The 7,634-nt window shown below is 62.4% G+C and carries 5 protein-coding genes; 3 read left to right on the plus strand and 2 right to left on the minus strand.

The window, feature by feature from the left end:
* Nucleotides 1-252: 252 nt before the first annotated feature.
* Both K8W16_RS10760 and K8W16_RS10765 read right to left on the minus strand, forming a co-directional pair.
* Nucleotides 253-2,463, minus strand: a complete 2,211-nt coding sequence (locus K8W16_RS10760) for a hypothetical protein (RefSeq protein ID WP_304123577.1) — start codon at nucleotides 2,461-2,463, stop codon at nucleotides 253-255.
* Between the two features lie 19 nt (nucleotides 2,464-2,482).
* Nucleotides 2,483-2,941 (minus strand): type III secretion system chaperone, encoded by a 459-nt coding sequence (locus tag K8W16_RS10765; RefSeq protein WP_304123580.1) that lies wholly within the window; start codon nucleotides 2,939-2,941, stop codon nucleotides 2,483-2,485.
* Between the two features lie 516 nt (nucleotides 2,942-3,457).
* Here K8W16_RS10765 and K8W16_RS10770 point away from each other — a divergent pair.
* The 3 genes from K8W16_RS10770 to K8W16_RS10780 all read left to right on the plus strand — a co-directional run bounded on the left by K8W16_RS10770 (nucleotide 3,458) and on the right by K8W16_RS10780 (nucleotide 7,064).
* Entirely contained in the window at nucleotides 3,458-5,014 is a 1,557-nt protein-coding gene (locus tag K8W16_RS10770; protein ID WP_304123583.1) for a 2-isopropylmalate synthase, read from the plus strand.
* A 123-nt stretch (nucleotides 5,015-5,137) separates the two neighbouring features.
* Nucleotides 5,138-6,397: a 3-isopropylmalate dehydratase large subunit gene (gene leuC / locus K8W16_RS10775; RefSeq protein WP_304123585.1), complete on the plus strand. Its 1,260-nt coding sequence runs from the start codon at nucleotides 5,138-5,140 to the stop codon at nucleotides 6,395-6,397.
* Between the two features lie 163 nt (nucleotides 6,398-6,560).
* Nucleotides 6,561-7,064 (plus strand): 3-isopropylmalate dehydratase small subunit, encoded by a 504-nt coding sequence (locus K8W16_RS10780; RefSeq protein ID WP_304123588.1) that lies wholly within the window; start codon nucleotides 6,561-6,563, stop codon nucleotides 7,062-7,064.
* The last annotated feature ends 570 nt before the right edge of the window (nucleotides 7,065-7,634 follow it).

Genomic DNA, 7,634 nt, shown 5'->3' on the forward strand with positions numbered 1-7,634 from the left:
GCGCATCGTGAGCGTGAAGCAGGCCCCGCTCCTCGGCTCCGGCAAGTTCGATTACCGCAAGGCCAAGGAACTTGTGCTGGAAAAAGCCTGATTTCCCCGGGCGTTGCCGTTTTTCCTGCCCGGGAAGGGCGCCTCTCTTCGGCAGGGGCTGCCCGCGAGCTTCTTCCGGGCGCGGGAGGATGCCCGCCGCCAGCCTTGAACAAGCCCCGGCGCAGGCTTTCCCGAACCTTTCTTTGGGGGCCTTGGGCGCGCTCAGGCCGCAGGGTGCTTGGCCGCAGTCACTTCCTTTTCCGTCATGGCGTGCAGGAAGGCCGTAAGCTGTGAGGCCGGCACATGGAGGGAAAGCACGCCTTTTTCCCTGCCCATGGCGGGCATGGGGGCCATGCGGCTTTCAAGGAAGGAGCGCAGGCTCTTTTCCACGCCGGAACCGCCGTTGGTGGAGAAGGTGTAGCCCCGCTGCCCGTCGTCTTTGATGTGCCATTCCTGCCGCTTCCCGGCCAGCTGCATATGCCGGAGCTGCACTTCCCCGGAAGGGGAAGTCATGCGCGTGGGCGAGGTCAGCTTCTCCAGGGCGTCGAGCGCTTCGAGCACGGGCGGGTTGGCGTCCATGAAGCGGAGGCGTTCGCCGAATACCTCGTCGAGAATGTAGTCCCGGCGTGCGATGAAGGCCGTCCTCATGTCCTCCACCTTGCGGAGCATGCCGGAAAGCTCTTCCTTTTCCGCAGGGGTTTTCCGGCCCTTCAGCTCTTCGCCGAGCCATGCGGCGTAGCTGTCGAACACGCGCATGTCCCCGCCGTCTTCCCGCATCTTTGCCAGCTGGCGCACGCCCTGCATCTTTTCCATGTAGGAGGAATCGTCGAACATGGAAAAGTTCTTGAAGCGCATGTTCTTCCTGAAGGGCTGGTCAAAGGAGAAATCGGAATGGACGTTCCTGAAGCTCATGAAGCCTTCCAGGGAATGGCCGGGGTCTATGGCGGCGAAGGTGTCTCCCATGCGCCCCTTGTTGTCGCCCCTTGAGCCTATGGCGTCGCGGTCGGCCAGCATGAGGAAAAGTATCTTGTTCCTGCCCCAGCTTTCCACCACGGGGTCGCTCTCCCGGCCTGCGCCTTCCGCTGCGGGGCGCGTGAGCACGCCGTCGCGCAGGTTGCCCGCAAAGTCCCGGAAGCGCAGTTTTTTCCCGGAAGCGTCCGTTTTGCTCATGTGTTCCGCTTCCACCATCAGCTTGAGCGAGCCGTCGGCATAGGAGGCGGGCACGAGGCGCGCCTTCTGCGATTCTATGCCCATGGCCTGCATGAGATCCGTGGCCAGCGTTTCCTTGAGAGCCGCCTGATTGGCCGTGGTGCGCGTCTTGGCCGTGAAGGCGCGGTGCAGGAGCCCTTTGGCCGTCCTTTTGGGAAGGCGCACCTTGTGCCGGACAAGGGTCTTGTCGGATTCCGCATAGTCCATTTTCACATAGTGGATATCCGTGAAATAGGCGTCGTTTTGCCGTATGTGCTTCTCAAGGTGCGCGGCGGTGCCCGCGTCGTTCATGAGCGCGGCCATGAGGGCCTTCTGGTCGTCGGGCCTGCCTTCCAGGGCCTTCATGAGGTTCCCGCCGGAAACAGCGATGCCGCGGCTTCGGAGAAATTCTCCGGCAAGGCGGCGTATGTCGTTGCCGACTTCCCCCATCTCGCGCAGGGAGCCGTGGGCCTTCGTGCCTTCGGGCGGCAGCATCTTTCCCGACAGCGCGCACTCCAGAAAGGCTTCGGCCCGGGCGTGGAAGTCCGTGCCCGGCGTCTTCATGGCCTGCGTATGCGCAGGCAGCCACGCCATGTGCGCTTCAAAGCCCGGCTCCACGCCTTTCTGCTTGAGGCGGACGAATTCAAATTCACCGAGGCGGCTGCCTTCGCGCAGCACGCCCGCCCGCACCTTGTCTTCCACATTGTAGTGGTAGCGGTGCCCGTTGAGCAGCTCTATGCCCCGCGGCCTGATTCCCGCGTTGCGGGTCATGCCGATGAGGCGGCCCGCCAGCTGCTCCGCGCTGCGGTCGGAAAGAAGCCCGCCTTCGGGGGCGGCCTTGTCCAGCATGGGGCCGAGTATGCTTTTCAGGGTTTCGGGGGAAACGGCCCCGGGGTTTTTCAGCGCGTCCGTGCGCATGCACTTCTGGGAAAAGATGCAGAGCACCCTCGCTATGTTGGCTTCGCGGGCCTGCGCCTTGGCCTGGGCGATGACGTTGCGTATCTCGTGGCTGGAAAGGGAACTCGAAGAGGTGCTTTTGTAGTTCAGGGCGCTCGCCACATCCGCGCCGAAGTGGGCGCGCAGGGCTTCGGAAAAGGCCTGCCGCACCTCGGCGTTGCTGATCTTCCGGCCGGGGGCGCTGCGGCTGCCCGAGACAAGGGCCTCCTCTCCGCCGCTGCGTTCCAGGACTACCCGGTTCCACGATTCTTCGGCGACTCTCTGGAAGGAAAGAAAATCCACAGGCATGACCGTCCTCCGAAACGGTTCACACACGCAGCATGGTCAGGCGCGGGTCGTCCGCCTCGTCCTGAACGGAGGCCCCCCTGTTCATGGATTCCAGCTCGCCTTTCCAGTATTCGGCATAGTGGACGACGTTTTCCAGGAGCTGCTGGAAGCGGACAGGGTCCGCCTCTGCGGCGGAGACGGAATAGCTGAACACGACCTCGTGGCTGTCCTTGTGCATGGCCAGCACGCCGCCGCCCGTCTCCACGCCGAAAAGATTGGCCGAGAGCAGGCGTTCGCAGGCGTCTGTGAGGGCGTGCTCTTCGATGCGGCCCAGTTCGCAGAAAATGTAGATGCTGTCGGATAGGGCGACATACTGCATGTGGGCGACAAGGGAGCCGTCGATTTCCAGGCTGCTGTATCCCGTCTCGTCCGCTTCCAGCGTGAGCCCGACGGATTTTCCCAGTTCGGAGATCATCGACGCGTAATATTCTCTGCTCATGTTCAGACTTCCTTTCGTCCTTTTTTTCCTCAGCCGTTTTGTCGGGGAAAAGGCCTGGTTCTTCCTAATATAAACGCTCTGAAAATTCCCGTCAAGGAAAGCAGGGCCCCCTGCTTCCCTTTTGTCTGTAGGGCATTACCCCCCTTTCAGGGGAGGCCCCTTGCGGGCCGGGCAAAAAATTTCCGCCGCGCCCGCACATTTTCCTTGAAAAAAATATCTGCTTTTCGTAGTGTTGCAAAAAAGGCGCTTTTCAAAGCGCAGGGAGTCACGATGTACAACGCCCATAATGCTGCCGCCTCGAAGAACGAAGTTCGCTTCGCTTCTTCCCTGCTGCTTCTTTGCGGGCGACTGTCCGGCCTTCTGCTGTGCCCGGACATATCGTGATTTCTGGCGAATAACAGGCAAAAGGCTGTTCCGTCGGAAGTCGGGGCAGCCTTTTTTATCGGCTTTCGCCCCGGAGGGGAACAGGACATACACGCCGCAACGGGGCATGCCCCGCAAACGAAGGAGAATATCATGTCCGACCGCGTCATTATTTTCGATACCACGCTTCGCGACGGGGAACAGTCCCCCGGCGCCACTATGGACCTCAGCGAAAAAATCCGCATCGCCCGCCAGCTGGAAATGCTGGGGGTGGACGTCATCGAGGCGGGCTTCCCGGCCGCCAGCGAAGGCGACTTCGAGGCTGTGAAGGCCATTGCCCAGAGCGTGGAGAACGCGCAGGTGGCCGGCCTTGCCCGCGCCAATTTCAAGGATATCGACCGCGCGTGGGAAGCGGTGAAGCATGCCCGCCATCCGCGCATCCACACCTTCATCGCCACTTCCCCCATCCATATGGAATACAAGCTGCGCAAGACGCCCGACGAAGTGGTGGAACTTGCCGTGGCTGCGGTGAAGCGCGCCGCCTCCTACACTCCCAATGTGGAATTTTCCGCCGAGGACGCCTCCCGTTCCGACCGTGACTTCCTCGTGCGCATCGTCACCGCCGCCATAGACGCGGGCGCGAGCACCATCAACATTCCCGACACTGTGGGTTTTGCCCAGCCCGACGAGTTCGGCGCGCTCATCCGCTACATCATCGAGAATGTGCCGAACTCCGATAAAGCCGTATTCAGCGTACACTGTCACGACGACCTGGGCCTTGCCGTGGCCAACAGCCTCTCCGCGGTGAAGAACGGCGCGCGCCAGGCGGAGCTCTGCCTGAGCGGCATCGGCGAGAGGGCGGGCAACGCCTCCCTTGAGGAATTCGTCATGGCCCTGAAGCTCCGCCCCGAATACTACGGCGTGGAATGTTCCATCGTCACCGAGCAGATCTATCCCTCCTGTCATTTGCTTTCCCTCATCATCGGCCGCCCCATCCCGGCGAACAAGGCCATTATCGGCAGCAACGCCTTCGCCCATGAATCCGGCATCCATCAGGACGGCATGCTCAAGAACCGCAACACCTACGAGATCATGACCCCGCAGGCCGTGGGCCGCAAGTCCACGGATATCGTCATAGGCAAGCATTCCGGCCGCAATGCCGTGCGTACCCGCCTTGAGGAGCTCGGCTACAGCCTGGATACCGACCAGGTCAACGCCGTGTTCGCGGCCATGAAGGAACTTGCGGACAAGAAGGCCCGCATCCACGACGAGGACCTCGAAGCCCTGGTCTTCTCCGAAGTGTACCGCATGCGCATCCCGGACCGCTTCCGCCTGAGCAATATCTGCGTGCAGACCACCATGGGCTCCACCATGCCCACCACCGCGGCCGTCGTCATGCAGGATCACGACGAGGAAGTGCGCCTTGCGGGCTTCGGCGTCGGCCCCATCGACGCTGCCTTCAACGTCATTTCCCAGATATGCGGCACGAGCGCCGAGCTTGAGAAGTTCTCCGTCAACGCCATTACCGGCGGCACCGACGCCCAGGGCGAAGTGTCCGTGCACCTGCGCGACGGCAAGTATTCCGCCACCGGCCGCGGCTCCGACCTCGATATCATCGTGGCGAGCGCCAAGGCCTATGTGGATGCCCTGAACCGCTTGGAACACAAGGAAAAGGACGTCATAAGCTACAAGCAGAATCCTGTGGACTAGCCTCATGCTCCGGGCGGCTCTTACCGGGCCGCCCGGCTTTTTTCCCGCCCTCCCCCCCGGAAGGAAGGGGAGGGCCCCCTTCGGCCCGCGCGGGCCGTAACGCTTTTTCCCGGAGATGGAACCATGGCAATGACCCTTGCCCAGAAAATACTTCAGATGCACACCGATGAGGAAGTCCGCGAACCCGGACAGATAGTGGAATGTTCCCTCTCCGGCGTGCTCGCCAACGACATTACCGGCCCCCTCGCCATAAAGTCCTTCCGCGCCATGGGCGCAAAAAAGGTGTTCGACAAGGACAGGGTCTTTCTGGTGATGGACCACTACACCCCCCAGAAGGACATAGCCTCGGCCAATCAAGTCATGGTCTCCCGCCGCTTCGCTGCGGAAATGGGCATCACCCATTACTATGAAGGCGGCTCGGCGGGCGTGGAGCACGCCCTCCTGCCTGAAAAGGGCCTGGTGAAGCCCGGTGATCTCGTCATAGGTGCGGACAGCCATACCTGCACCTACGGCGGCATAGGGGCTTTTTCCACGGGCCTCGGCTCCACGGATATCGCCTGCGGCATGGTGCTCGGCAGGCTGTGGTTCAAGGTTCCCGCCGCTATCCGCGTGAATATCGAAGGTTCCATGCCCCGCTGGATCCGCGGAAAAGACCTCATCCTGCGCCTCATCGGCGAGATAGGCGTGGACGGCGCGCTCTACCGCGCCCTGGAATTCGGCGGCTCCGCCCTGAAGGACGTGGATATCGAAGGCCGCCTCTGCATGGCCAACATGGCCATTGAGGCGGGCGGCAAGTGCGGCCTCTTCCCCTCCGACGATCTGACCGCCGCCTACTGCCGCGCCCACGGCACGCCCGACCCCATGGCCCTTGCCGCCGACGAGGGTGCGGAATACGAGCGCGTCGTCACCATGAACGTCACGGATATGGAACCCGTGGTGGCCTGCCCGCATCTGCCTGAGAACACGCGCCCCGTGTCCGAGCTTGCCTCCGTTTCCGTGGATCAGGTCGTCATAGGGTCCTGCACCAACGGACGTATTTCCGATATGCGCGATGCCGCCGAAATCCTGCGCGGCCGCAAGGTGGCCAAGGGCGTGCGCTGCATCGTCATTCCGGCCACGCCCGCCGTGTGGCGTCAGGCCATGGACGAGGGCCTCTTCGAGGTCTTCTCCGACGCAGGCTGCGTCATCAGCACCCCCACCTGCGGCCCCTGCCTCGGCGGCTACATGGGCGTGCTCGGCGACGGCGAACGCTGCATCTCCACCTCCAACCGCAATTTCCGCGGCCGCATGGGCAGCCTGGAATCGGAACTCTACCTTGCAAGCCCCTGCGTGGCCGCCGCCTCCGCCGTCACCGGCGTCATTACCGGCCCGGACGCGCTGTAGAGCCCGGAAGAAACGCCCGCGCCAAGGCTCAAAGCGCGTCGCGTTTCAAAAAATATGCGCCCGCATCTTCCGCTTCAGGAGTGCGCGCATGCCGTGAGCATACCTTCGCGGAAAAAATCCCTCCGCGCCCCGGCCCCGCGCCGGGGAAATACAGGAGAATATCATGTCCTTTACCGGAAAAGTCCATAAGGTCGGCGCTCATATCGATACCGACGCAATCATCCCCGCGCGTTTCCTCGTCACCACCGATACCGAAAAGCTGGGCGAAGCCTGCATGGAAGGCCTGGAACCCGGCTGGGTGAAGCGCGTGCACAAAGGCGATATCATCGTCGCCGACCGTAACTTCGGCTGCGGCTCCTCCCGCGAACACGCCCCCCTCGCCATAATAGGCGCAGGCATACGCGCCGTGGTCGGCCACAGCTTCGCCCGTATCTTCTACCGCAATGCCTTCAATATGGGCCTCATGCTTCTGGAAGTGGGCGATGAGGTCAGTAAAATCAACGACGGCGATACCCTCGAAATCAGCCCCGAACAGGGCGTCATCCGCGACCTCGACAACGGCGCGGAAATCCGTATCCCCGCCCTCTCCCCCATGATGCAGACCCTTATCGATAAGGGCGGCATGGTCAACTATGTGAAGGAACAGCTCCGCCTCCAGGGTGAATAGCCCCCTTCGCGCCCCGTAAATACAAGGCCGGTCCCCCGGCCTTTGTTGTTTAACAGGCAGGAAAGGCAGGCGGGGCGCCGTCCCGCACCCCGCCGGGGCCCCGCATCAGGCAATCTCGTGCGCGGGGAAGGCTCAGAAGGCTCTCCTCCGTCCATGTACGCAAGGCGGCGAACATGGTGGAAAAGCCGAATCCTGCCGCACAGGGCGGAAGGCTCGCTTCTCGGCACAGCCCGCCCCCACGTCAGTGCAGGCGTGCGCTGCCGCGCCCGCCTGCGGCGGCCGACTGTTTTCCGGCTGTTGCCGGAAAACAGTGTCAGCGGAAGGGATGGAAAGATATTTTTGGTGTGGGCCTGTGCGGGTATGGACTTTTGTTTATGGAGAAGAACGCTTTCTTCACGCCCCTCTTGCGCATGAGGGGCGGCATCCGCGTCTTGTTCTGCCTTCGGTTGGCCAGAAAGGCTTTTTTCAGCGCTCCGTTGCGCCTTTGTCTGCGGAAGGCCCCCTTTTTTCATGGTCGGGAAGCCGTGTCCGTTGTTTCGGCAGGCAAAGCGCTGCCGCGCCCGCCTGCGG

Source organism: Mailhella massiliensis (assembly GCF_020741395.1).
GTDB lineage: Bacteria > Desulfobacterota > Desulfovibrionia > Desulfovibrionales > Desulfovibrionaceae > Mailhella > Mailhella massiliensis_A.